Source organism: Caenimonas sp. SL110, from assembly GCF_001044395.1.
GTDB lineage: Bacteria > Pseudomonadota > Gammaproteobacteria > Burkholderiales > Burkholderiaceae_C > Ramlibacter.
In genome coordinates, this window is sequence record NZ_JANU01000006.1 from 20,107 (window position 1) to 41,180 (window position 21,074).

Annotated in this window: 23 protein-coding genes; 13 read left to right on the top strand and 10 right to left on the bottom strand. The window is 63.2% G+C overall.

Features of this window, described 5'->3' with window-relative positions; translation table 11 throughout:
• Together AQ12_RS03730 and katG are read left to right on the top strand one after the other, a co-directional pair.
• Window positions 1–600 carry a M15 family metallopeptidase gene (locus AQ12_RS03730; RefSeq protein ID WP_048438532.1) on the top strand — a complete coding sequence of 200 codons (600 nt, stop codon included), beginning with the start codon at window positions 1–3 and terminating at the stop codon, window positions 598–600.
• 91 nt (window positions 601–691) lie between these two features.
• Complete coding sequence (gene katG, locus AQ12_RS03735; RefSeq protein WP_048438533.1) at window positions 692–2,878, top strand: catalase/peroxidase HPI; 2,187 nt, start codon at window positions 692–694, stop codon at window positions 2,876–2,878.
• A 21-nt stretch (window positions 2,879–2,899) separates the two neighbouring features.
• Here the strand turns inward: katG and AQ12_RS03740 are convergent, their stop codons facing one another.
• Window positions 2,900–3,271: a DUF1992 domain-containing protein gene (locus AQ12_RS03740; protein ID WP_238587642.1), complete on the bottom strand. Its 372-nt coding sequence runs from the start codon at window positions 3,269–3,271 to the stop codon at window positions 2,900–2,902.
• A 128-nt stretch (window positions 3,272–3,399) separates the two neighbouring features.
• Between AQ12_RS03740 and AQ12_RS03745 the strand changes: the two genes are divergently transcribed.
• A complete protein-coding gene (locus AQ12_RS03745) occupies window positions 3,400–4,434 on the top strand; it encodes a VWA domain-containing protein (RefSeq protein WP_048438535.1) in 1,035 nt (344 codons plus the stop codon).
• A gap of 14 nt (window positions 4,435–4,448) precedes the next feature.
• Here the strand turns inward: AQ12_RS03745 and AQ12_RS03750 are convergent, their stop codons facing one another.
• On the bottom strand, window positions 4,449–4,703 hold the full coding sequence (locus AQ12_RS03750) for a hypothetical protein (RefSeq protein ID WP_048438536.1): 255 nt from the start codon (window positions 4,701–4,703) through the stop codon (window positions 4,449–4,451).
• 26 nt (window positions 4,704–4,729) lie between these two features.
• Window positions 4,730–5,662: a hypothetical protein gene (locus tag AQ12_RS03755; RefSeq protein ID WP_048438537.1), complete on the bottom strand. Its 933-nt coding sequence runs from the start codon at window positions 5,660–5,662 to the stop codon at window positions 4,730–4,732.
• Window positions 5,663–5,724: 62 nt separating this feature from the next.
• On the opposite strand from AQ12_RS03755, the gene AQ12_RS03760 reads away from it, so the two are divergent.
• From AQ12_RS03760 to AQ12_RS03775, 4 genes are all read left to right on the top strand, one after another.
• Window positions 5,725–6,132 carry an FKBP-type peptidyl-prolyl cis-trans isomerase gene (locus tag AQ12_RS03760; protein ID WP_048438538.1) on the top strand — a complete coding sequence of 136 codons (408 nt, stop codon included), beginning with the start codon at window positions 5,725–5,727 and terminating at the stop codon, window positions 6,130–6,132.
• A 25-nt stretch (window positions 6,133–6,157) separates the two neighbouring features.
• Entirely contained in the window at window positions 6,158–6,871 is a 714-nt protein-coding gene (locus AQ12_RS03765; RefSeq protein ID WP_048438539.1) for a YebC/PmpR family DNA-binding transcriptional regulator, read from the top strand.
• A 67-nt stretch (window positions 6,872–6,938) separates the two neighbouring features.
• Window positions 6,939–7,808, top strand: coding sequence for a hypothetical protein (locus AQ12_RS03770; RefSeq protein ID WP_053076542.1), 870 nt, complete (start codon window positions 6,939–6,941; stop codon window positions 7,806–7,808).
• Window positions 7,809–7,856: 48 nt separating this feature from the next.
• A complete protein-coding gene (locus AQ12_RS03775) occupies window positions 7,857–8,840 on the top strand; it encodes a tripartite tricarboxylate transporter substrate binding protein (RefSeq protein ID WP_048438540.1) in 984 nt (327 codons plus the stop codon).
• Here AQ12_RS03775 and AQ12_RS03780 read toward each other — a convergent pair.
• Window positions 8,827–10,266, bottom strand: a complete 1,440-nt coding sequence (locus AQ12_RS03780) for a class I adenylate-forming enzyme family protein (RefSeq protein WP_048438541.1) — start codon at window positions 10,264–10,266, stop codon at window positions 8,827–8,829. The genes AQ12_RS03775 and AQ12_RS03780 overlap by 14 nt on opposite strands.
• A 7-nt stretch (window positions 10,267–10,273) precedes the next feature.
• On the bottom strand, window positions 10,274–11,710 hold the full coding sequence (locus tag AQ12_RS03785; RefSeq protein WP_053076543.1) for a M28 family peptidase: 1,437 nt from the start codon (window positions 11,708–11,710) through the stop codon (window positions 10,274–10,276).
• A 28-nt stretch (window positions 11,711–11,738) separates the two neighbouring features.
• Between AQ12_RS03785 and AQ12_RS03790 the strand changes: the two genes are divergently transcribed.
• The 3 genes from AQ12_RS03790 to AQ12_RS03800 all read left to right on the top strand — a co-directional run bounded on the left by AQ12_RS03790 (window position 11,739) and on the right by AQ12_RS03800 (window position 13,244).
• Window positions 11,739–12,203, top strand: coding sequence for an EVE domain-containing protein (locus AQ12_RS03790; RefSeq protein WP_048438542.1), 465 nt, complete (start codon window positions 11,739–11,741; stop codon window positions 12,201–12,203).
• A 99-nt stretch (window positions 12,204–12,302) separates the two neighbouring features.
• On the top strand, window positions 12,303–12,764 hold the full coding sequence (locus AQ12_RS03795; protein ID WP_082151395.1) for a CesT family type III secretion system chaperone: 462 nt from the start codon (window positions 12,303–12,305) through the stop codon (window positions 12,762–12,764).
• 18 nt (window positions 12,765–12,782) lie between these two features.
• Window positions 12,783–13,244 carry a CesT family type III secretion system chaperone gene (locus AQ12_RS03800; RefSeq protein ID WP_048438544.1) on the top strand — a complete coding sequence of 154 codons (462 nt, stop codon included), beginning with the start codon at window positions 12,783–12,785 and terminating at the stop codon, window positions 13,242–13,244.
• 77 nt (window positions 13,245–13,321) lie between these two features.
• Here the strand turns inward: AQ12_RS03800 and clpA are convergent, their stop codons facing one another.
• Both clpA and clpS read right to left on the bottom strand, forming a co-directional pair.
• Window positions 13,322–15,664, bottom strand: coding sequence for an ATP-dependent Clp protease ATP-binding subunit ClpA (clpA, locus tag AQ12_RS03805; protein ID WP_048438545.1), 2,343 nt, complete (start codon window positions 15,662–15,664; stop codon window positions 13,322–13,324).
• Window positions 15,665–15,731: 67 nt separating this feature from the next.
• Window positions 15,732–16,100, bottom strand: coding sequence for an ATP-dependent Clp protease adapter ClpS (clpS, locus tag AQ12_RS03810; RefSeq protein WP_048438546.1), 369 nt, complete (start codon window positions 16,098–16,100; stop codon window positions 15,732–15,734).
• On the opposite strand from clpS, the gene AQ12_RS23465 reads away from it, so the two are divergent.
• Window positions 16,090–16,656, top strand: coding sequence for a cold-shock protein (locus tag AQ12_RS23465; protein WP_304413813.1), 567 nt, complete (start codon window positions 16,090–16,092; stop codon window positions 16,654–16,656). The genes clpS and AQ12_RS23465 overlap by 11 nt on opposite strands.
• A gap of 5 nt (window positions 16,657–16,661) precedes the next feature.
• Here the strand turns inward: AQ12_RS23465 and AQ12_RS03820 are convergent, their stop codons facing one another.
• From AQ12_RS03820 to AQ12_RS03830, 3 genes are read right to left on the bottom strand one after another with little or no spacing between them, the layout of a single operon-like run.
• Window positions 16,662–17,837, bottom strand: coding sequence for an FAD-binding domain-containing protein (locus tag AQ12_RS03820; protein ID WP_053076544.1), 1,176 nt, complete (start codon window positions 17,835–17,837; stop codon window positions 16,662–16,664).
• 26 nt (window positions 17,838–17,863) lie between these two features.
• Window positions 17,864–18,172 (bottom strand): high-potential iron-sulfur protein, encoded by a 309-nt coding sequence (locus tag AQ12_RS03825; RefSeq protein WP_048438547.1) that lies wholly within the window; start codon window positions 18,170–18,172, stop codon window positions 17,864–17,866.
• A 31-nt stretch (window positions 18,173–18,203) separates the two neighbouring features.
• Entirely contained in the window at window positions 18,204–19,271 is a 1,068-nt protein-coding gene (locus tag AQ12_RS03830; RefSeq protein WP_048438548.1) for an NAD(P)/FAD-dependent oxidoreductase, read from the bottom strand.
• Between the two features lie 103 nt (window positions 19,272–19,374).
• On the opposite strand from AQ12_RS03830, the gene AQ12_RS03835 reads away from it, so the two are divergent.
• Together AQ12_RS03835 and AQ12_RS03840 are read left to right on the top strand one after the other, a co-directional pair.
• Window positions 19,375–20,433 (top strand): MerR family transcriptional regulator, encoded by a 1,059-nt coding sequence (locus tag AQ12_RS03835; protein ID WP_082151397.1) that lies wholly within the window; start codon window positions 19,375–19,377, stop codon window positions 20,431–20,433.
• Between the two features lie 59 nt (window positions 20,434–20,492).
• The gene (locus tag AQ12_RS03840; RefSeq protein WP_048438549.1) at window positions 20,493–21,071 is read left to right on the top strand and encodes a heme-binding protein; all 579 of its coding nucleotides are present in this window, start codon (window positions 20,493–20,495) and stop codon (window positions 21,069–21,071) included.
• Window positions 21,072–21,074: the final 3 nt, after the last annotated feature.

Consider the following 21,074-nt stretch of genomic DNA (forward strand, 5'->3'; position numbering starts at 1 on the left):
ATGCTGTGCGAAGACCTCTCTCCCGGCCACGGTTTCCTGCGGTTGGCCTCCATCCCCAACATCACGGTCGACCTGCGCTACGCCAGCGAAGACAACTTCGTCGGGCGCAACCTCTACGGCACGCTCGACTGCGCCTGGCTGCATGAACTTGCCGCCGCCGGCCTGTCTCGCGCGGCGGTTTTGCTGCAGGAGCGAGCGCCCGGACATCGCCTGCTCGTGCTCGATGCACTGCGGCCTCATCGCGTCCAGATCCTGCTGTGGGATCACCTGGAGGGCACCGACTTGCGCCAGTACGTGGCCGATCCGGCGCGCGGCTCGATTCACTCGTTCGGCATGGCGCTCGATGCGACCATCCTCGATCCGCAGGGCAAGGAGCTCGACATGGGAAGCGGCTTCGACGAAATGACCGAGCTGTCCCATCCACGGCTGGAAGACATGCACCTGGCCAATGGCGAGCTGACAGCATGGCAGGTGCGCAACCGCCAACTGCTGCGGGGTGTGCTCATCGATAGCGGCTTCACCGGCGTTGACAATGAGTGGTGGCACTTCGACATGCTCGATCGCCAGCAGGTTCGGGGAACATTCATACGCGTCGAGTGAATGAATGACCCCACAAGCTCATCCGGGATTGTGATGAACCTCCCTGTCGGGTCCTCGAAAGCCTACAGTCGCATCACAGGAGATTTCAGCCATGAGTTCAGATGCCCAGTGCCCCGTCGCACACAAGCCCAAGCCCACACGAAACAACGCCAACTGGTGGCCGGACCAGCTCAACCTTGGCCTGCTGAACCACCAGTCCGAGCTTTCCAACCCGATGGTCCAGGACTTCGACTACAAGGCCGAATTCAAGACGCTCGATCTCGACGCCGTCATCAAGGACCTTCATGCGCTGATGACCGATTCGCAGGACTGGTGGCCCGCTGATTACGGTCATTACGGTCCCTTCTTCATCCGCATGGCGTGGCACGCTGCGGGCACCTATCGCATCTTTGACGGACGCGGCGGCGCACGGTCAGGCGAGCAACGCTTCGCACCGCTCAACAGCTGGCCCGACAACGGCAACCTGGACAAGGCGCGGCGCCTTCTGTGGCCGATCAAGCAGAAGTACGGCCGCAAGATCTCGTGGGCCGACCTGATGATCCTGACGGGCAACGTCGCACTCGAGTCGATGGGCTTCAAGACATTCGGTTTTGGCGGCGGACGCGAAGACATCTGGGAGCCGCAACCCATCGACTGGGGCCCTGAATCGACCTGGCTGGGCGATGAGCGCTACAGCGGCGAACGTGAGCTCGCCAGGCCGCTGGCTGCCGTGCAGATGGGCCTGATCTACGTGAACCCCGAAGGCCCGAACGGCAAGCCAGACCCGGTTGCATCCGGGCGCGATATCCGCGACACGTTCGCACGCATGGCGATGGACGATGAAGAGACCGTGGCCCTGGTTGCAGGCGGGCACACCTTTGGCAAGGCCCACGGCGCGGGCGATGCAAAGCTCGTCGGAGCGGAGCCCGAAGGCTCCAACATCGAAGAGCTCGGCCTGGGCTGGAAGAACTCGTTCGAATCCGGCATCGGCGCCCACACCATCACCAGCGGAATCGAAGGTGCCTGGAAATCGACTCCGACACAGTGGGACATGGGTTACTTCGAAACGCTGTTCGGCTTTGAATGGGAGCTGACCAAAAGCCCGGCTGGCGCGCATCAGTGGCGCCCGACGGGCGGTGCCGGTGCGAATGTGCCGGACGCGCACATTCCCGGCAAGTTCCACCAGCCGATGATGACGACCGCCGACATGGCGCTGCGCGTGGACCCGATCTACGAAAAGATTTCGCGCCGCTTCATGCAAAACCCGGCCGAGTTTGCCGACGCGTTCGCGCGAGCCTGGTTCAAGCTGACCCATCGCGACATGGGGCCCAAGGTGCGCTATCTCGGCCCTCTGGTGCCCAGGGAAGACCTGATCTGGCAAGACCCGGTTCCGGCTGCGACTCACGCACTGATTGACGATGCCGATATCCAGTCATTGAAGGCGCAGTTGCTGGCATCGGGCCTGACCACCCAGCAGCTGGTCAAGACGGCGTGGGCATCTGCTTCGACGTTCCGGGGCACCGACATGCGCGGCGGTGCAAACGGCGCGCGCATCCGGCTCGCGCCCCAGAAGGATTGGGCAGCCAACGAACCGGCCGAGCTTGCGCAGGTGTTGGCCAAGCTGGAAGCGGTGCAGCAAAAATTCAATGCAGGCGCAACCGGGGGCAAGAAGGTATCGCTGGCTGACCTCATCGTGCTGGGCGGCTGCGCGGCGGTGGAAGATGCAGCGCGCAAGGGCGGGCACGACGTCAAGGTGCCATTCACGCCGGGTCGCACCGATGCTTCGCTGGATCAGACCGACGTCGATTCATTTGAAGTGCTGGAGCCTGCAGCCGATGGCTTTCGCAACTACGCGCGGCCCGATACGCAAGCCACTGCCGCGACAGCCCTGATCGACAAGGCGAGCCTCTTGACCCTGAGCGCACCGGAGATGACCGCGCTGGTCGGCGGCATGCGTGCGCTCGGCGCGAATGCCGGCAACTCGACGCACGGTGTGTTCACCCAACGGGCCGGAACACTCTCGCCCGATTTCTTCATCAACCTGCTGGACATGCGCACGGCATGGAAGAAATCGGAGACCACGCCCGGTGTCTTTGAAGGCCGTGACCGCAAGACCGGTGAGCTGCGCTGGACGGCGACGATCGCCGATCTGGTCTTCGGCTCGAATGCGCAATTGCGCGCGCTGTCGGAGGTGTACGCCGCCAACGACGGCGAGGCGCATTTCGTCAATGACTTCGTGGCGGCGTGGTCCAAGGTAATGGACCTGGACAGGTTCGACGTGATCTACGGCGGGAAGTAAGCGCGACAGGGATTGAACGGTTCACAGGGAACCGTTCATCCGCAACGATTCCAGGCGCAGCGTGATCTTTTGCTGCAGGTCACTCAGCCTTCTTCGCAGCACCACTCGCTCCGGTTCAGATTGGCAACCGTCGAGGGCAGCCGTCAGTGCTGCCCGCTCATGAAACAGTTCGACCTCGGCAGGCACCACGCCCGCATCCTTGAGAATCTTGAAAGGCATACGCAGAGCCTCGGGCGTTGCTTCCCAGCCCGCGTCCTGCGTCAGCGGTTTGCCGAACCCTTTGGTTCCAGCCAGTTCACCGGACGCGAGGGCCTCGCGAAGATGCCGCGCGATTTCTTCGTCTTGAGTTGGCATGGGGTGCTCCCGGGTTTGGACGAATACGCAGTCTGCCACCCCCACTCCAGGCGCTCAAGTAGCCGCCACGAAACTCTGCGCTGTTCGCACCCAGTTGCCAACCCGCCCCATCCCGTGCACGATGTTGCTGCACCGCAAAAATCCCCTCGCGCCCTGCTCTCAAGCCAATGCTGTTCCTCTGGCCCCAAACCCTGTGGTTGCTGCTTGCGTTGCCGCTTCTGCCGGTGGCGTACCTCTGGTTGCTGCGCCGGCGCGGCAAGGCGGCGCTGCGCTACAGCACGCTGAACATCGTCAGCGCGGCGGCCGGTTCCAACTGGCGTCGGCACATTCCACCCGGCCTTCTTTTGCTGGCACTCGCGGCCATGCTGCTGGCTGCGGCGCGTCCCATGGCTCGCATACCGCTACCGTGGGCGCGGTCCTCCATCATGCTGGCCATGGATGTCTCGCTCAGCATGCGCGTGACCGATATCAAGCCCACCCGGCTGGTCGCCGCCCAGGTGGCCGCGAAGCAGTTCCTGCGCGATTTGCCCAAGGAGATCGAGGTAGGCCTGATCACCTTTGCGGGCAGCAGCCAGGTGGCGCAGGGCACGACGCTCGATCGCGAAGCGCTGGTCGCTGCGATCGACGGCTTCCAGATGCAGATGGGGACGGCGGTGGGCAATGCCATCGTGCTGTCCCTGGCAGAGATGTTCCCGGATCACGGCATCGACGTGGGCGAGCTGACGTTTGGCAGCAGACGCACCGGCCGCAGCCTGGACGACAGGAACAAGCCGCCTCCCAAAGAGATCACGCCTGTCGCACCGGGCTCATACAAGTCCGGCGCGATCATCCTGCTCAGCGATGGGCGACGCACGACGGGAATCGATACGCTGGCAGCGGCGAAGATGGCAGCCGATCGTGGCGTGCGCATCTATGTCGTGGGACTGGGTACCGTGGACGGCGAAGCATCGTCCATCGAGGGCATGCCGATCTATCTCAAGCTGGACGAGCCGACCTTGCGCGAAGTCGCACGCATGACCGGTGGCGAGTACCACCACGCGGGTACCGCCGAAAAGCTCGTTCACGTCTACGAGAACCTGGGCTCGCGCATGCAGGTGATCACACGCGAGACGGAACTGTCGGGCCTGTTCGCACTGGCAAGTGCACTGCTGATGTTCACGGCGGGCCTGCTGTCCCTGGTGTGGTTTCGCCGCTTGGTTTGAACTGGAGGCTTGTATCAGTCCGGCACGAACCGTTCATTGAAGCGTGCTGCATCGGCCTCGATCTCGAATGTGACCAGTTGCCCGTTCTTGCGGTCGACCAGCCGGTGCGCCGCGAAAAGGCTCCACCGCCCTTTGGGTTGATAGCTCGGCGGATCGATGAGCGCGTAGGGATGTGGCACGAACACTTCGTGAGCGAAGATTTCCCGGTCGCGGTTGCGCGGCGACGGAAAAAGCTTGTAGATGCCGGTGTTGATGGTTTGTTCGGGCATGGAGCGACTTTAGGCGATACGCGTCATCAATCCAGCCCAAGCTGGATATCGTCTCGCGCAATCAGGTGCTTCAGCACGATCCTGGATGACCACAGTCGCTTCGCCAGTTCGGAATAGCCGGAGTAGGCGTACCCGGACCCCGCCTGCAGCTTGACGACCATCAGCTGGCGTGAGAGAGCCAGCATCAGCAGATCGACGATCGCGTCGCGATTGCGGTTGAACAGGTCGGTTGCGGCCGATGCAGTCCTGTGAAGCGGCTCGCCGGCCTGGGCAGGCAGCGATGAAAAAGAAAACACACGGTGCTCGCCCAGTGCCTGCCTGAACTCGTGCAGCACGGCGGCGTTGTCGGTGGCGACAAACAACTTTCCGGGAGTCGCATCGCGCAACTGCTCCAGTATCGGCAGATAGTCGCTGCGGTAGTCGGTGTGCCGAACGTGCACGGCGTCGTAGGCTCCGGCCATTGCGATGAGCCTTCGCTTGAGTTCGTCGGCTACCTTGCTGGTCAATCGCATCCGCAGCAAGGCAAACATCGCCACCTCGTTGCGGCCATCGGCGTGATGGACCAGCAGGTCGTGTGGGTGCGAGCGGTTCATGTCGAACGAGAGCAACTTGCCCGTTTGCGTATCGATCCATGCCGCAAGGTCCCCTTCGCGCCGCTCACCTGGTGCCGGCCTGGGTCGCCGCTGCGCCTGGTAGGTGGACACGCGACCTTGCAGGAACTCCGGCGCGACGGTGGCGGCGTCCAGCGCTTCAGGCGTCTCGTCCAGGCCCAGCAGCAAACGTGACTGCAGCGACTCGAAGTAGTGGCGCAGGTCGTCATTGAAGGTCGAGGGACCGCCGAAGTTCGCGTCGACGATGACCCGGCGTCCCGATCGTTCTGCGTACCGGCAGCAGACCTCGATCCGGCTCAGCATGTCGTTCAGGCCACCCTGCGGGCGGCACAAGAGGGCGCGTTCCATCGCGGCGAGTTTAGCGGCCGGGTGGCGGCCGGGTGGCGACCCAATTCAGGGACAATGTGCCGATGCGTACATTCATCATTTCAGCGGCCATTGCGATGGCTTTCACCGGCAGCGCCATTGCGCAGGCTGCACCCGTCACCACCGCCAGCGGCCTGGTCTATCAATCCCTCAAGGATGGCGCAGGCGCTTCGCCTGCCGCTTCCGATACCGTCAGCGTGCACTACCGCGGCACGACGCTGGACGGCAAGGAATTCGACAGCTCCTACAAGCGCGGGCAGCCCGCCGAGTTCGTGCTCAGCCGCGTCATCAAGTGCTGGACCGAGGGCGTGCAGATGATGAAGCCCGGCGGCAAGGCCAGGCTGACCTGCCCGAGTGCGATTGCCTATGGCGAGCGCGGTGCTGGCGGCGGGGTCATCCCGCCGAACGCGACATTGAACTTCGAAGTCGAGCTGATTTCGGTCAAGAAATAAAACGGACAAAACGAGGAGAGCACCGATGGGCGCGCAATGGAAAGCAAAGGGCAAGGCGCAAGCTGCTGATGCCCGTGGCAAACTTTTTGGCCGACTGGCCAAGGACATCATGGTCGCCGCGCGAAACGGCGCCGACCCCGCATCGAACTCGCGCCTTCGGCTGGTGGTCGAGCAGGCGCGCAAGGTGTCCATGCCCAAGGAGACACTGGACCGGGCCATCAAGAAAGGCGCAGGCCTTACTGGCGAGGTGATCCACTACGAACGCGTGATCTATGAAGGATTCGCGCCGCACCAGGTTGCGGTGATGGTCGAGTGCCTCACGGACAACCTGAACCGCACGGCGCCCGAGATGCGGGTGCTGTTTCGCAAGGGGCAATTGGGCACCTCCGGATCGGTGTCGTGGGACTTTGACCATGTCGGCATGATCGAGGCCGAGCCGTCAGCCGCAGGCGCCGATGCGGAAGTGGCTGCCATTGAAGCGGGCGCCCAGGATTTCGAAGCCGCAGGCGAAGATGGCGTGACCACCTTCATCACCGACGCAACCGACCTGGACGTCGTGAGTCGCGCCCTGCCCGCCCACGGCTTCACGGTGCTGTCCGCCAAGCTTGGCTACAAGCCGAAGAATCCGGTCGATCCAGCCAGCCTGGGCGCCGAGAAACTGGAAGAAGTCGAGGCCTTCCTGGCGGCCATCGACTCGAACGATGACGTGCAGAACGTCTACGTGGGGCTCGCCGGCTGATTGCGTCCTGAATGTGCCACGCCTAAACTGAATCGGCGCGAAATCGCGCAGCTTCGGGAGACCGGCGATGGCACTGCCTGCGATCACGATCACTGTGGACCAGTACAAGGGCGCAGGCGAGGTATCGCCTTATCCCGTCGAGCAGTTCAGCAAGGTCTGTCTTGCGCAGGGTGACTCCTGGTTTTCGATCGGCGCGTTCCCCCCGCCGCTGACGACCAACCTGCTTTTCTCGCTCAAGCTTTCGCGGTCGTGCGTGATCATCAATTGCGCATCGCCTGGCAACGTGCTGAGCCACATGGCCGACACCACCCGAAGCAGAACCTTCCTGCAGCTGCTCAACGGAGCCCAGGCGATGGCTTTCGACGCCATTTTCTTGTCCGGCGGCGGCAACGACCTGGTTGATGCTGCGCAATCGACCGATCCTTCGCCTTCCAGAAGATTGCTGCGCACCAAGGCCGAATGGGGGCCGAGCGTGGCGGCAGGCATGCGCTACATCAGTGATGCGGGATGGGCGGTGTTCGAAGCCCATATCGATGCGGTGTTGGGCGAACTCATCAAGGCGCGCGACAAGCCGGCCAGCAAGAACCGCAATGTGCCCTTGATCCTGCACACCTATGACCGGCCCTCACCGCGCGATTGTGGCGCAGGCATGGGTTGCGGCCCGTGGATGTCGAAGGCGTTGCAAGCATTTGACATACCCCAAGCCGACTGGGATGCGGTCGCCGGCGAACTGTTCACCCGACTCCGCGACTTGCTCATGGCAATGTCAGCGAAGTATCCCCATGTGCATCTGGTCGATACGCAAGGAACTCTGGTGCCGGCAGGAAACACGCAAACCGCCCCGACTGCCGACTGGCAAAACGAAATTCATCCGACGCGAGCGGGGTACCGGCAACTTTCGGCGAAATGGGCGACGGTGCTGGACGCCGTGATCTGAGATCGCTTGCCGGAAGTGATCCGGTTGTGCTCTAAACTGCTGAGCACCATGACCACCCGCCGCCAATTTGCCTCCCGCCTTGCCGCCGCAACCGCCAGCGCAACTACCGCGTCGGGTGTGTTTTCGCAAGGTATCTCGTCCGGCTCCACGTCGGGCACGCTGATCGTCCCCTTTTCCGCCGGGTCGCTGGCCGACCTGCTTGCGCGGCGATACGCGACGCTGCTGTCCGAGGCAACCGGTGGCAACTTCCTGATCGACAACCTGCCGGGCGGCGCTGGGGTCATCGCTGCCCGCGCACTGCTCAAACGCCCCGCCGACGGCCGCACCTTGCTCTGGGCGAATTCCGGCCTCATCTGCAACACGCCCCTGCTTGCAAAGCCCGCGCTCGAGTTCGATCCGGTCACCGATTTCACGCCGGTATGCACCTTCGCTGCGTCGCCCTTCGTGCTGTTTGCGGGCCGCGACTTCCCGGCTTCCAACCTCGACGAGTTCCAGCGCCTTGCCAGGGCGCAGGCAGAGCCGGTCAGCTACGTCGGCGCCGATGTCGGCAGCGCCAACCACGTCGCAGCCGAAGTGCTGCTGCAGCGCCTGGGCGCTCGCGGAATTCACATCCCCTACCGCAACAACCAGCAGGCTTACCTGGATGTGAGTGAAGGCCGCGTGCAGGTCGGTGTCTTCGGCTGGAACAACATCGCACCGCTGGTGAAGGCGGGCAAGGCCAAGATCCTCGCCGTGCTGGCCGACAAGCCCCTGCTGTCCGATGGCAACGTGCCGACCATGCTGGCCCAGGGCCACGGACGTTTCGACATCCAGGGCTGGTTCGGGCTCTTTGCGCTCAAGGGCACCCCCGCAGCACAGATCGCCGAGCACGAAAGACACATGCAGTCGATGCTCAAGAACAAGGGTTTCGCGGATTTCCTGGTCGAAGCCGGCCAGGAGCCCGCCTTTCGCAGCCATGCGCAGGCCGTGCCGTTCGTCGAATCAGAAGTCGAACGCTATCGCCGCGTGCTGCAGCGGCTCAAGCTGATTTGAGTTCCTGGGCGAATTGGGTGCCCAGCCGCGCGCGAATGATCTTGCCGGCCTCGTTTCGCGGGATTGCGTTCGCCCGCATATAAACCCTGGGCGCGCGACCCAGCCCGAACTTTGCAGTACATGCGCGCCGGAGTTCGTCGGCATCGATCTCACCGGCGCAGACGATCGCAGCGGTCAACTGCTCGGCTCCGTTGGCCGCCTCCACCACGAACACGGCTGCATCCTGCACACCCGGGACATCGCAGAGAAACTGCTCCAGCGGCACCGGGTCGACCTTGACACCGCCGGCGTTGAGCAGATCGGTGTCACGGCCCGCGAGTTCCAGCAGCCTGCCCGGGCCCCACCGGCCCCTGTCGCCAGGATAGAACCAGCCACCACGAAAAGAGCGCTCCGACTCTTTGGGGTTCTTCCAGTAGCCGTTCGCCATGTGCGGGGTGCGGATGCGGATGGAGCCTTCCTGACCCGCTTCAACGGCGTTGCCTTCGGCATCCACGATCTCGACTTGCGCATCGGGCTGAAGGTAGCCGGCAACCGATGGCGTGGTGTCGGCCTGCGGTCGGTGCGCGGCCATGCCGCCCGCCTCGGTCGAGCCATACATCGTCATGATGTTGGGAGACAGGCGCTCCGCGATGTTCTTCACAAGCGCCTGCGAGACCGCACCACCGGCAATGCGCACACTCTTGATACTGGGCAGTTCGCCCGGGCCCTTGAGCGCGTTCACAACGGCGGCGATCTGCGCCGGAGATCCGTAGACGCCTTCGATTGAAAAACGCGTGATGCAGTGGGCGGTCCTGGCCACACTGCGGCTCGCGTAAACCGGCTGGCCGGCGATCAGTGATGCAGCGGCCGAATTGAACCCACCCGCAGACGCCAGGCCCATGACCGAGATGGCGTTGTGAGGACCGCGCAGCGCCAGGCTGGCCCGGGCACGCGCAACCAGATCGTGCATCGTCAATGCAACCGCCTTGCTGTGCCCGGTTGTGCCACTGGTCATGAAGATGCGCGCAGGGCTTGCGCCCGATTCGTAACGGCGCTGGGTGACGGTGCCGCGTCTTGCTTTCGCTGCCGCAATCCATTCGTTGGTCAGGCGAATGGTTTTGGTCCCATCGAGCTTGGGCTCCGGCGCGTCCGTGACGACCCAGTCGTGCGCAAGGCCAGAACCCACAGCCTCATACCCCGGCGTCGAATTCGTGATCGCGCCCTCGTGCATCAGGGCGAGCGTCACGATCCAGTCGATGTCCTTGTTCGGTGTGGCCACGATCACGACGTGCCCGGGCTTCACACCTGCCTCGCGCAGGCCGGTGGCAAACCGTCGGGTCAGGCGAAGCAACTGGAGGAAGTTCAGCTCGATCTTGAGGCTTTGAAGCGCAGGAGCCTTTGGGCTCAAGCGTGCCCAGAAAACGAGATGGTCATACAGATTGGCCATGATGCTCCTAGCGCCGGGGCGCAATGGGACCGAAAGCGACGTCGGCCTGCGCAGCGATCCACGCCACGGTTGCCCAGGCCGCCGCGTTTTGCGCCATGTCGCCGGGATTGACCTTGTCGATCGTGTCGGCCACCGTGTGATGGATGTCGAAGTAGTTCGTGCCGTCCTGCGTCAGGTCAATGGCAGGCCAGTTGTTGGTTCGCATCAGCACGGCGGCATCGGGCCCGGCCGAGCCCTCGTTACCCTCGGCTGCGATGCCCAACGGCCTGAGCAAGTCAGCCATTGCCGTGATGGCCGGTAGCGCTGCTTCGCGCACGCGGCTGCGAATCCGCCATATCCGGCCCGCCCCGAAGTCGCTTTCCCCAACGAGCTGGTGGGGCGTGTCCTTGTATCGCGCAGCGTACGCATGGGCGCCGTCGAAGCCATTTTCCTCATTGGCAAACAGGACCACGCGTATCGTGCGGCGAGGCTTTTGCTTGCCGTTCAGGATGGCGTGCGCCGCTGCAGTCACGATGCCAACGCCAGCGGCATCATCCTGCGCGCCGGGCGTGATGTCCCACGAATCAAGGTGCGCGCCGATCAGCACGATCTCGCCGGCGAGGTCCGTGCCGGGAATCTCCGCGATGACGTTGTTCGACATGGCCTGGATTCGCGAGGTGCGAGCCATCAAAAGCCTCATGCGAAGCGGCTCACCCTTGCCCGCGCGTTCGGCTATCCAGTCGGCATCGGGCACGGAAACGGCCACCGCCGGAATCGAGGCGACTTGCGGGTCGTAGCGCAAGGCACCGGTGTGGGCGATGCGATCGGCGTCGGTGCCCAGCGACCGGATCGCGACGGCCAGCGCACCACGTCGGCTGGCTTCCACGGCGCCGCTGATGCGCGAGAGAATTCCCCGCGAATAGCCGCTACCGTCGCGCGTGCGGGTGATTTTTTCGTCGATGAAAACGATACGCCCTCGGGCCCTGTCGCTTGTGTCGCCGCGAAGGGCCATGAAGTCCGCGTAATACACGACCTCGGCTTCGATGCCCGCCTCAGGCGTGCCCACGGTGTTGCCCAGTCCGGTCACCACCAGCTCGCGACCATTGGTGCCGGTCACCGCCCCGCTGGTGGCGCCGCGTTGCCACGCGACAAGCGGCACCGGCTCTGCGCGCACGTTGGAGAATCCGAGCCGCGTCAGGTTCGCGACTGCCCATTGCACGGCCTTTGCGTCGCCGGGTGTGCCTGCAGCGCGAGGGCCCACCTCGTTGACGAGCGATGCCATCAGCTCGAACGGCAGTCGCGCGGCAAGCGCCGTGTCGCGCAGCAAAGCTGCATGGGTGAGGTCTGATCCGTGAAGCACAGGTGCAGCCGATTGTGCGCGAGTTCCCAATGACACAGCCCCCATGGCCGGCGCCAGCAGTCCATTGACCAGCAGGGCACGCCTGAATCGCGAGAATTTTTTCATCGGGAGCATTTTGCATAATCCGCGCCATATGGCGAAGAACTACTGGTTGATGAAGTCGGAACCGCAAGAGGTATCCGTTGACGACGCGCTCGCAGCGCCGAATTCAACGGTGGCCTGGACGGGTGTGCGCAACTACCAGGCGCGCAACTTCATGCGGGACCAGATGCGAGTGGGTGACGGCGTGCTTTTCTATCACTCGAGTTGCGCGGAACCCGGCATCGTGGGCATTGCACGCGTAGCTTCCACACCCTACCCCGACCCCACACAATTCGACAGCAAGTCGCCGTATCACGACGCCGCATCCAGCAACGATGAGCCCCGGTGGCAACTGGTGGATGTGCAGGTTATCAAGAAGACGCGCAACCTCACATTGCCCGAGCTGCGGGCGACGCCCGGCCTCGAAGACCTGGTCGTGTTGAAAAAGGGAAACCGCCTGTCCATCACGCCGGTGGAGCCCAGGCATTGGCGCCAGATCATGGAGCTTGTGGACTGATCCGCTTTTTGGTGCGGACACCGGAACGAACCGCTGTGCGTCGTTACTCAATGTCTGAGCCAGTGCGACTCTCGCGCCGGTAGCCAGAAAGGACCCCGAATGACTTCCGAGCAATACATGTTGCTATTGCAGGACCTTGCCCGTGTGGCCGGCCTGGCCGACCCATCGGCCCTGATGGAGAACGGCCGGCTGAAGGTCCAGGATCTGGACTGCGTGCTCGAACACTCTCCCGCCTACGACGAGAAGCTGTTGCAGGTTCGCATGCGGCTTGGAACCATGCCTGCCGACACCACGGACCTCACACGTGCAATCCTCGAAGCAAACTACGTGAGCGGCTACGGCGGTGAATGCGTCTTCAGCCTGTACCCCAAATCAGACGACGTGATCATCACCATGAAAGTGCGGCTGCAGGAATCGCTGACTGCGCAAGAGCTCTGGCAAGGAATCTCCGATGTGGCGCAGCACGGCAGCCAGATGTGGGAAGGCATCGTCAACATGGCACGCGCCTCAAATGATGAAGCACCCCACGATCTGCGCCACCAGAACAGCTTCAAGCCCTGAACCCAGGACCCATCCCAAATGAACTCTGAACAGTATCACGCGCTGCTGCAGGACCTCGCCAAGCGAGCCAACATGGCCGACCCCTCGGGGCTGGTCGACCACGGCCGGGTCAGGATCGGCGACCTCGACGCTGTGCTCGAACACGCACCGGGCTACGACCCCAAGCTGCTGCAGGTGCGATTGAGACTCGGCGCGCTTCCACAAAAGGGCGATGAGCTGGTCCGTGCGGTGCTCGAAGCCAACTACACCAGCGGCTATGGCGGCGAATGCGTCTTCAGCCTCTATCCAGCCACGGACGACGTCATCATCACCATGCGAGTGCGCCTGGACGAGGCGATGACGGCCCAGGAGTTGTGGCAAGCGATATCGGACGTTGCACGACATGCCACGCACATCTGGGAGGGGATTGCTGCAGAGACCCACACTGCTGCCAGTGCCCTGCCCCACGAACTACGCATGATGCCCGGGATGATGGCCTGAAGAGGCTCCCCGCGCCGCATGACAGAAAGCCGCCCGAGGGCGGCTTTCTTTTGATAGCGGGTCGACCGCTGCGCGGCCTACTCGCCGGTGGAAACCTCTTCCGGTTCCGGCTTGGCCTTGCCTTCTTTCTTGGGCAGCGGCTGGATGTCGAGCTTGACCTCGGAAATATCGACACCCTTCTCGTCCTTCTTTTCCTCGATGTCCACCGTCAGGCGTCCACCGTCGGTCAAGCGGCCAAATAGCAGTTCGTCGGCCAGCGCACGGCGGATCGTGTCCTGGATCAGGCGCTGCATCGGCCGCGCGCCCATGAGCGGATCAAAGCCCTTCTTGGCCAGGTGCTTGCGCAGTGCGTCGGTGAAGGTCACGTCCACCTTCTTTTCCGACAGCTGCTGCTCCAGCACCAGCAGGAACTTGTCGACCACCCGCAGGATGACCTGCTCGTCGAGCGCCTTGAAGCTCACGATCGCGTCGAGGCGATTGCGGAACTCAGGCGTGAACAGCCGCTTGATGTCGGCCATCTCGTCGCCCTGCTCGCGCGAATTCGTGAAGCCCATCGTCGTCTTGTTCAGCGACTCGGCGCCGGCATTGGTCGTCATCACGATGATGACGTTGCGGAAGTCGGCCTTGCGCCCGTTGTTGTCCGTCAGCGTGCCGTGGTCCATGACCTGCAGCAGCACGTTGAAGATGTCCGGGTGCGCCTTCTCGATCTCGTCGAGCAGCAACACGCTGTGCGGCTTCTTCGTGATCGCCTCGGTCAGGAGGCCACCCTGGTCGAAACCGACGTAGCCCGGAGGCGCACCGATCAGGCGCGATACCGCGTGCCGCTCCATGTACTCGGACATGTCGAAGCGAATCAGCTCGATGCCCATGATGTACGCAAGCTGCTTGGCCGCTTCGGTCTTGCCCACGCCCGTCGGACCCGAAAACAGGAACGAGCCGATCGGCTTGTCACCCTTGCCCAGACCGGAGCGCGCCATCTTGACCGAGCTCGCGAGCACTTCAAGCGCCTTGTCCTGGCCGAACACCACGCTCTTCAAGTCGCGCTCGATCGTCTGCAGCTTGCTGCGATCATCGTTGGACACGTTGGCCGGTGGAATACGAGCGATCTTCGCCACGATTTCCTCGACCTCGGTCTTGGAAATCGTCTTCTTGCGCTTGCTCACAGGCAGGATGCGTTGTGCAGCGCCAGCCTCGTCGATCACGTCAATGGCCTTGTCGGGCAGATGCCGGTCATTAATGTACTTGGCCGACAGCTCCGCAGCCGCCTGCAGCGCGCCAGCCGCGTACTTCACGCTGTGGTGCTCTTCGAAGCGCGACTTCAGGCCCTTCAATATCTCGATGGTTTCCTGCACGCTCGGCTCGACCACATCGACCTTCTGGAAACGCCGCGAGAGGGCAGCGTCTTTCTCGAAGATGCCGCGGTACTCGGTGAACGTCGTCGCGCCGATGCACTTGAGCGCGCCCGAACTGAGCGCAGGCTTGAGCAGGTTCGACGCATCGAGCGTTCCGCCCGACGCCGCGCCTGCACCGATCAGGGTGTGGATTTCGTCGATGAACAGGATCGCGTTGGGCTTGTCCTTGAGGGACTTGAGCACGCCCTTCAGGCGCTGCTCGAAGTCGCCACGGTACTTGGTGCCGGCAAGCAGTGCGCCCATGTCGAGCGAGTACACGTTCGACTCGGCCAGGATGTCCGGCACTTCCTTTTGCGTGATGCGCCAGGCCAGGCCTTCAGCAATCGCCGTCTTGCCAACGCCGGCTTCACCGACCAGCAGCGGGTTGTTCTTGCGGCGGCGGCACAGGATCTGGATCACGCGCTCGACTTCGTACTCGCGCCCGATCAGCGGATCGATCTTGCCCTCTTTGGCAGCCTGGTTGAGGTTTTGCGTAAATTGCTCGAGCGGCGAAGCCTTCTCGTTCTTCTCGCCACCCTCTTCGTTTTCGCTGGGTGCAGCCTCGCCACCCTTGGTGGGCTCGGGCGGGTCACTCTTTTTGATGCCGTGCGCGATGAAGTTCACCACGTCCAGCCTCGTCACGCCCTGCTGGTGCAGGTAGTAGACCGCGTGCGAATCCTTCTCGCCGAAGATGGCGACCAGCACATTGGCGCCAGTGACCTCCTTCTTGCCATTGCCAGTGCTTTGCACATGCATGATGGCGCGCTGGATCACTCGCTGGAAACCGAGCGTCGGCTGGGTATCGACGTCATCGGTCCCCGCCACCTGGGGCGTGTTGTCCTTGATGAAGTTCGACAACGACTTTCTCAGGTCGTCGATGTTGGCCGAGCATGCCCGGAGCACTTCCGCCGCGCTGGGGTTGTCCAGCAGGGCGAGCAGCAGGTGTTCCACGGTGATGAACTCGTGGCGCTGCTGGCGTGCCTCCACAAATGCCATGTGGAGGCTGACTTCCAATTCCTGGGCAATCATGAAATTTCCTTTGCCTTTGACTTGACTGACACTGTTGCAGATTACTGTAAATCGGTTCGAGTCGCGGTTATTCAACCGGTTCACTCACACATTGCAAAGGATGACCCGCCTGGCGGGCCGCGTCCTGGACCTGGTCGACCTTCGTGGCGGCTACATCGCGCGAATAAATTCCGCAGATCGCCTTTCCGTCCAGGTGGATCTTCAACATGATTTGCGTGGCCGTCTCCCTGTCCTTGTTGAAAAATTCCTGAATGACCACCACGACGAACTCCATCGGGGTGTAGTCGTCATTGAGCATGACGACCTGGTACATCTGGGGAGGTTTGGTCTTTTGGGTGCGCCGCTCGAGTACGACCGACCCGCCTTCATCAGCCGGCTTGCGCGTCTTGGGCGCAACCGGTGGGGTCGTGGGGGGTTTGGTTGCCATGAATTTCATTCTATCGAGCGCGCTTTGCTGCTGCAGCCTTCGGTTGAATTGGAGATGGATTCGTCACATTCAAGATACGTTGTGCCGAAAGCATTTTGCGGCCTCTTGCGACCACAAAAACAGACGCAGCAAAAGACAATTCAACGAAAGCCGGCTTCAAAAATCGCAGTTAGTGAAAAAGTTGACAGGTCATCCTGATTTCCGGGACACTTCGAAAAGCATTTGGGAAAACTGCGGGAAGAAAAAAATGGCGACAGGCACAGTGAAATGGTTCAACGACGCAAAGGGTTTTGGGTTCATCGAGCCCGATGGAGGCGGCGCGGATGTGTTCGCCCATTTCTCTGCGATCGCGATGGAAGGTTTCAAAACCCTCAAACAGGGTTCGCGCGTGTCATTTGAAGTCACAGACGGCCCCAAGGGCCAGCTCGCACAAAACATCCTCGCGGAGCCCGGCCAGGACACACCCCAACCCATCCAGACACAGGACAGACAGCGTCACTCCAAGGTTCGTGCACCGCAGTTCCACGCGACCGGGCATGGGCACGGAGACATGCTGACCAAATAGCTGCGTCATCCTGCGGTGTGTCTGCTCAGGCCGGGCGACGCGCGAGTCCACCATTGCGAAAACGAGTCGCAGCGCCGGTCTACCGGCGCAAACAACGTGGGAGCTGCGTCGCACTCAGCCCAGCTCGGCAACCACGCAGACAGGTGCGGCTCTTCAACGCTGCTCACGCGCTGGGCACCCTCAAGGGCGACCTGAATGCTTGCAGCGTCCCCATGCCAGCAGCAGGAAGTGAGCTCGGCCATCCGCGCGGCCACGAAGCGCCAGCGCCTGTCGCTCCACGGCCAGGTGCGATGAAATTCGCTGACGAACACGCCCAGCACCAGTGTGCCGTGCGGCAGCTCAGGCAGCCGGCCGAGGTTCCACGGATGCACGAGCCACACCTGCCTGCCTTTCACGAGATTGGGATCGGGGGCAACCGCGCCCACATCCTGCGGGGGTTCGCCGGCCAGCGGCGGCTCTGTCGCGCAAGGCCACCCCACCGGGCTGCCGGAAGCCGGCGCCGGTTGTCGGGTCAGTTGGTCCAGCGCCTCGTACGACACATCGATCACGCTGCCTGGGCTGTGCCATGACACCGGAGCGTAACGAGCCACGTTGTCGGCGTTGAACAGGTAAGGCTTGTGGCTACCCGTGCCGGCCACCCATTGCCACGACAGGTGGTTGCTTGCCAGATCGCCGTCGAGCAAATGCCCATAGAGCCAGTTCGCGCCACACCGCCAGTGCACCTTGCGCACGTGCACGACATAGCTCGCCAGCCACATGCGCGCATGGTTGTGCAGCATGCCCGTGTCGTACAGCGTGCGCACGGCCTGATCGATCACTGGTATGCCAGTGCAACCCTGGCGGATGTCGGCAGGCAGCTCGGTGGCGTAGGCCGCGTCAGGCATCGAGCCCTCGTGGATGGACTCCAGGATGCCGTCGCCGCGGTGGTCCCAGACGTGCCGGAAGTACGCTCGCCAACCCAGTTCGTAAACAAACTTGTGCTGCGCCGCCAGCGGGTGCCGTGCGGCTACACCAGCCAGCACGTCCGTCAGCGAGACCAACCCGTGCGTGATGTAAGGCGACAGCCCGCTGACTGCGCCGTCGAGCGCGTTGCGCGTGCGCGCATAGGCATTCGGGCGCACTGCGGCGATGCGTGCGTGCGCCGCAGCAATCGTTGGGGCGTATGCGTCAAGCAAAGGCACAAGTCGATCGCCAGGGCCACACCGGATCAGGCCTTCTTGGCCCAGGCATTGCACCAGCCGGCGCCCTGCACCAGCTTTGTCCCGAACAGCGGGCAGCCGGCGGCCTTGTCGGTGGCCTTGCCCTTGTAGAGCGCGCAGTTCGAGCAGACTTGACCGGCGGCGTACTTCGGAAATTTTTTCGTATCAACGCGCTTGGCGTCGGCCACGTAGCCCAGCGTTGCGGCCTGCGGATCCTTTTCGTCCACAAGCGCCTGCGCCTGGGCGAGCGTGCTGACGCCGGCAACGCCAGAGGCCAGGGTCATGAGAAAGATGCGCCGTTGGTTCGACTGGGTCATGGAGAACTCCTTGGAGGATCGTTGTGAAAAATCATGTAGCGGACGCTGGGGGCGTAAAGGCCGCCTCACGCCGCATCGCTTCGAACAAGGCTTGCGCAGATTGCCAGGCGCCTTCGACGCCGGTGCTGCCAAAGAAATCGCCACACACACCCAGGCCCAGGGCGCCGTCCCACCAGAACCGCTGAGGCGCATCTGTTGATGCTCCTGCTGCCGCGGACGGTGGCATGGCATAGCGCCAGCGATGCACCACGGCGTGCTGCCACAGGATGGGCTCACCCAGCCAATCCTGCAGCGCAGCCTGCATCTGGGCCTGAACCCACGCTGCCGGCTGTTCGATGTGTTCAAGGCTCCAGGCAGGACGTGCGTGCGCAACCCAATGCGCTTCATCGGGTCGGGACTCGCGGCCGGGCTTGGCGTCATTGCGCATGACCCAGCCCAAAGGACCGTCTTCGGGTTGCCCGGCGTCACCGATGCCGCCATTCACCGGGCTGCGGGCCACGCCCATCAGCGTCCAGCGGGGTTGCATGGGGACAGGCGATGCGCTTTGAGCCCAATCGCCCCGGTGAGCAGCAATCAGTGGCGCGGCCTGGGCAGGAGGCAAGGCCAGCACCACGGCATCGAAGTGTCCGGCAAGCGTCGCACCCGCTGCTTCAATCTGCCAGCCAAGCGGTCCTTTCTGAATCCGATCCACGGGAAAAGACCAGGTCGCCGTGAAGTCGCGCAGCAACCAGCGGCAAAGCGAAGGCATATCCGGCGCGGGCAACCACTGCGACCCGATATCGCCCGAGGGCCGCTTGCCGCGAGGGCCTGCCGGACTCCACTGCACCAACGCGTCTGGTGGGAAAGCAGTGCGCAGGAATTGCTGGAATGCGGGATCGTCCGCCCTGAAGGCTGGCGCGCCGTGATCGAACCGGGTCATGCGGCGGTTGCCCTCGCCATCGAGCCACTCAAGTCGCCGGGTCGCCAATCGGCCGCCCGCCCCCCGGGCTTTGTCCACGACCTGGACGTCGAAGCCTTGATCGGCCAAGGCCCGGGCGCAGGCCGCTCCGGCGATGCCTGCGCCAATGACGACGACTTTGGGTGGCGAGACTCGGTTCATGGCCGTGATTGTACGCACATCCAATTCAATACCAATTCACTTCTGAATTTATGGTCATTTATCCGATAAAATTGGCGTCAATTCCGATTCACTGGAATTAAATATGAAGAAGACCACATCACCTCAACTACCCGAAAAATCCAGGTCCACCACGGGACACCGCAGCGGCGCAGTGGCCCGGATGCTGCAAATGCCGGTAGCCACCTTGCGTGTCTGGGAAAGGCGTTATGGCGTGACGCAGCCGAGCCTATCGGCCAGCGGGCAGCGCCTGTATTCGGCGGACGACGTGCGGCGCCTGGCCGCGCTGAAACAGCTGACCGACCTCGGTCACGCCATCGGCAGCCTGGCACGGCTGGACATGGAGCAACTCCAGCAGGTCGCCAACACCCATGCCGCCATCTCGGTGACGCGCCACAGCGAACAACCGTCCGACAAACTTCCGGCGCCGACCCAACCCTGGCGCGTGGCGGTCATTGGCACTGCCTTATATGCACGGCTTCAAAAACCCGCTCTGGTGCAACGGCTTTCGCGGCCGGTGCGGCTGGTGGGGCCGTTCCAGGACGCCGCACAGGCCGCCGCTGCCTTGCAGGACGAGCCAGCCGACGCACTGGTGATGCACGAGCCACGCGTGCACGAAGGCTGGCTGGCCGCGCTGCAAGCTGGGGCGCCGTCGCTTGCAACCACACCCAAAGCGGTGTTGTATCGCTTCGCTGCCGAATCGACCTGCGCAGCCTTGGCAACGGCCGGCATTGCCCTGTTGCGCGAACCGCAGAACGACATCGTGGTCGGCCAATGGTTGCAAGGTGTTTTGAACGCGAGGCTGACAGCCAGCACGGCCCCGCGCGAGCCGGTGCATGCCGATCCCGCCACGCAACCGCGCCGCTGGGACGACGCCGCGCTTTCGGACTTTTCCGCGATGTCATCGACCATCGCCTGCGAGTGCCCGCGCCATGTGGCCGAGCTGTTGATGCAACTCGCGCACTTCGAGGCCTACAGCGCCGAGTGCCGCAACCTCAGCACGGGCGACGCGCAATTGCATGCCTATCTGCAGCAGGTGGCGAGCAGCTCGCGCATCCGCTTTGAGCAGGCGCTGGAATATGTCGCGTTGCACGAAGGAATGCTCCTGCCGCGCCCTGAACAACCCGGACACACCACACCATGAAACCCCCCACCCTCCCCCCTACCCTCCTTCACAAATTCCTCGGACTCCTATTTGCTGCCATGCCGCTCGCAAGCCACGCCATCGAAGAGCCGGACTACGAAGTCGTGCGCAAGCTCGAGCAGGTGGAAGTGCGCCAATACGCCCCGTATGTCGTGGCCGAGGTCGTACTCGATGCCAGCGCGGACGAGGCCGGCAACCAGGCGTTCCCGATCCTGGCCGGCTACATCTTCGGCAAGAACAAGGGAGAAAAGAAATTTGCGATGACCGCGCCTGTGACCCAGAGCGCCGTGCCAGTGAAGATGGCAATGACCGCGCCGGTCACGCAGGCTGCGGTCGCAGGCGGCATGCGGGTGCAGTTCGTCCTGCCCAAGGGTGTGACACTGGAATCTGCACCGCAACCCCTGGACCCTCGCGTGCAACTGCGCCTGGTTCAAGCGGCCCAATGGGCCGTGATCCGCTATTCGGGCACCTGGTCCCAATCCAACTATGACGAGCACCTGGGCCTGTTGAAGGCCGCGCTCGACAAGGCCGGCGTTGCCACGCAAGGTGAGCCCGTGCTGGCCCGCTACAACGCGCCCTTCACGCCGTGGTTCATGCGACGCAACGAAGTCTGGCTGGCCGTGCGGCAAGCTCCATGAAGG

Bases quoted from the DNA above. Each gene is read 5' to 3' on its own strand.
- AQ12_RS03755 (WP_048438537.1), bottom strand. From the start codon at position 5,662: ATGGAACGCGCCCTCTTGTGCCGCCCGCAGGGTGGCCTGAACGACATG.
- AQ12_RS03795 (WP_082151395.1), top strand. From the start codon at position 12,303: ATGACTTCCGAGCAATACATGTTGCTATTGCAGGACCTTGCCCGTGTG.
- AQ12_RS03760 (WP_048438538.1), top strand. From the start codon at position 5,725: ATGCGTACATTCATCATTTCAGCGGCCATTGCGATGGCTTTCACCGGC.
- AQ12_RS03770 (WP_053076542.1), top strand. From the start codon at position 6,939: ATGGCACTGCCTGCGATCACGATCACTGTGGACCAGTACAAGGGCGCA.
- AQ12_RS03790 (WP_048438542.1), top strand. From the start codon at position 11,739: ATGGCGAAGAACTACTGGTTGATGAAGTCGGAACCGCAAGAGGTATCC.
- AQ12_RS03830 (WP_048438548.1), bottom strand. From the start codon at position 19,271: ATGAACCGAGTCTCGCCACCCAAAGTCGTCGTCATTGGCGCAGGCATC.
- clpA (WP_048438545.1), bottom strand. From the start codon at position 15,664: ATGATTGCCCAGGAATTGGAAGTCAGCCTCCACATGGCATTTGTGGAG.
- AQ12_RS23465 (WP_304413813.1), top strand. From the start codon at position 16,090: ATGAATTTCATTCTATCGAGCGCGCTTTGCTGCTGCAGCCTTCGGTTG.
- AQ12_RS03835 (WP_082151397.1), top strand. From the start codon at position 19,375: ATGAAGAAGACCACATCACCTCAACTACCCGAAAAATCCAGGTCCACC.
- AQ12_RS03840 (WP_048438549.1), top strand. From the start codon at position 20,493: ATGCCGCTCGCAAGCCACGCCATCGAAGAGCCGGACTACGAAGTCGTG.
- clpS (WP_048438546.1), bottom strand. From the start codon at position 16,100: ATGAAATTCATGGCAACCAAACCCCCCACGACCCCACCGGTTGCGCCC.
- AQ12_RS03730 (WP_048438532.1), top strand. From the start codon at position 1: ATGCTGTGCGAAGACCTCTCTCCCGGCCACGGTTTCCTGCGGTTGGCC.
- katG (WP_048438533.1), top strand. From the start codon at position 692: ATGAGTTCAGATGCCCAGTGCCCCGTCGCACACAAGCCCAAGCCCACA.
- AQ12_RS03785 (WP_053076543.1), bottom strand. From the start codon at position 11,710: ATGAAAAAATTCTCGCGATTCAGGCGTGCCCTGCTGGTCAATGGACTG.
- AQ12_RS03750 (WP_048438536.1), bottom strand. From the start codon at position 4,703: ATGCCCGAACAAACCATCAACACCGGCATCTACAAGCTTTTTCCGTCG.
- AQ12_RS03825 (WP_048438547.1), bottom strand. From the start codon at position 18,172: ATGACCCAGTCGAACCAACGGCGCATCTTTCTCATGACCCTGGCCTCT.
- AQ12_RS03765 (WP_048438539.1), top strand. From the start codon at position 6,158: ATGGGCGCGCAATGGAAAGCAAAGGGCAAGGCGCAAGCTGCTGATGCC.
- AQ12_RS03800 (WP_048438544.1), top strand. From the start codon at position 12,783: ATGAACTCTGAACAGTATCACGCGCTGCTGCAGGACCTCGCCAAGCGA.
- AQ12_RS03780 (WP_048438541.1), bottom strand. From the start codon at position 10,266: ATGGCCAATCTGTATGACCATCTCGTTTTCTGGGCACGCTTGAGCCCA.
- AQ12_RS03745 (WP_048438535.1), top strand. From the start codon at position 3,400: ATGCTGTTCCTCTGGCCCCAAACCCTGTGGTTGCTGCTTGCGTTGCCG.
- AQ12_RS03775 (WP_048438540.1), top strand. From the start codon at position 7,857: ATGACCACCCGCCGCCAATTTGCCTCCCGCCTTGCCGCCGCAACCGCC.